Genomic DNA, 1,631 nt, shown 5'->3' with positions numbered 1-1,631 from the left:
CCGGGATCCGTTGATCCCACTACTTCTCCCTTCCAGGGTCGAGCAGTAGCTCCTCCGGCAGGGGATCTTGCAGTCGGCAGCATCCTTCCTGCTCCCCCTCCAGTTGACTTGGGCTCAAATGCCAAGATTACCTTAACCCTGAGGGATGCTCCCGTAGGTGATGTGTTGAGTCTCTTGGTACGTCGAGCTGGACTAAATGTAGTTCTTAACGACGTTCCTCCGGACTTGACGATTTCCTTAGATGTAGCCGACTCACCCTTACAGGAAACGTTCAACTTTATCTTGCGGCTGAAGGAACTGCAAGCAACTCGTGTAGGGCAAACAGTTTTTATCGGCACTAGCCTTCCTGGAGTCGGCCAGCAGATTGTCAAAACATATAGACTTAATCAACTAAGAATCGAAGAGACAGAACAGACCTTTAACCTTACTGCTGCTGGGGCCGGAGGCGGGCAAGCAACAGTCGAAATCAATGCTAGACAACTAAGTATCACTCCAAGTGAAATCAGAAGTAGAATTTTAGCTATCCTGGAAGCATCGAATATCCCTCTTGCTCAAGAGTCAGCCATTCAAGCAGATCCAAGAACAAACTCACTAACTATTGTTGCCACACCTGCCCAGCATGATGTGATTGCAGCCTACCTTGCCCAGATTGATCTTAGAAGTCGTCAGGTCTTAGTTAGTGCTAGGTTTATTGAGATTAACCTCAATAACAACTCTAGTCTAGGAGTGGCATTAGGCGGTGCCTCTGGCAACTTTGCACTGGGCTCTGGAGATAATACCACCTTTGGTGGAACTCCCCTCAACCAACCTGCAGGGTCTTCGGTTCCTGACGTTGGCGTAGTTCCTTCCGTAGGAACTGGCGGCTCACTTGTGTTCAACACCTTAAACCGACTCCAGCAATCTCTTGCGGCCCGCATAGATGCAGCTATTGCTTCAGGAACAGCCAAGATACTGGCTGACCCAAAAGTGGTCGTCGCTAACAACACGGGCGCGGCTATTGTAGTTGGTCAAGAAGTTATCACCAATAGGAGATTGGTAACAGACCCTGCAACGGGTACGTCAACAGTCGTTTTTGAAAAAGGAAACGCAGGAGTCAACTTAATTATTCAAAACGTCAGGATTGATGACAATGGCTACGTTACGTTGAATCTTCTTCCCCAGGTTTCATCTATCGGTAGCCAAATCACTTTAGCAGACGGAGCCGTAATTAGCTTGCTCAATCAGCGTTCTGTTGGCTCTTTGCAAATCAGACTTAAAGACAGGGAAACACTATTTTTGGCAGGATTGATACAAGAGGAGGATCGAGTGTCTGTTGATAAAGTTCCACTTCTTGCTGAGATTCCTCTGCTAGGTGCTCTCTTTCGTAGGCAAAACACGACGAACATTAGAAGTGAAGTTGTTGTCTTGATTACCCCAACTATTCTAGAAGAGTAGAAGAGTGGCCCGCCAATGACTGTCATTCTCTCAGACCGGTTGCTTTGCCAAAGATGGAAGATTCTCATAGAAACGGCTAAACCCTAAGATACGTTGCTGATTAATGCTGATGTCGAACTCTCGCCGCCGGCCTTGGCTGAAGCTGGGATCCCTGTTGCTCGCCTTCGGGTTGGCCTGGGTGCTGGCTTGGGGTGAGG

The 1,631-nt window shown here is 48.3% G+C and carries 1 protein-coding gene; it reads left to right on the top strand.

Translation table 11 applies throughout. The features are described 5' to 3' along the window. On the top strand, nucleotides 1-1,434 hold a 1,434-nt coding region (locus tag NW857_RS07130), incomplete at its 5' end, for a type II secretion system protein GspD (RefSeq protein WP_414368471.1). Nucleotides 1,435-1,631 lie beyond the last annotated feature (197 nt).

This window comes from Synechococcus sp. H55.9 (genome assembly GCF_047462355.1).
Lineage (GTDB): Bacteria > Cyanobacteriota > Cyanobacteriia > Thermostichales > Thermostichaceae > Thermostichus.
The sequence above is the reverse complement of the archived record's forward strand: the minus strand, read 5'-3'. Positions and strand labels throughout refer to the sequence as shown.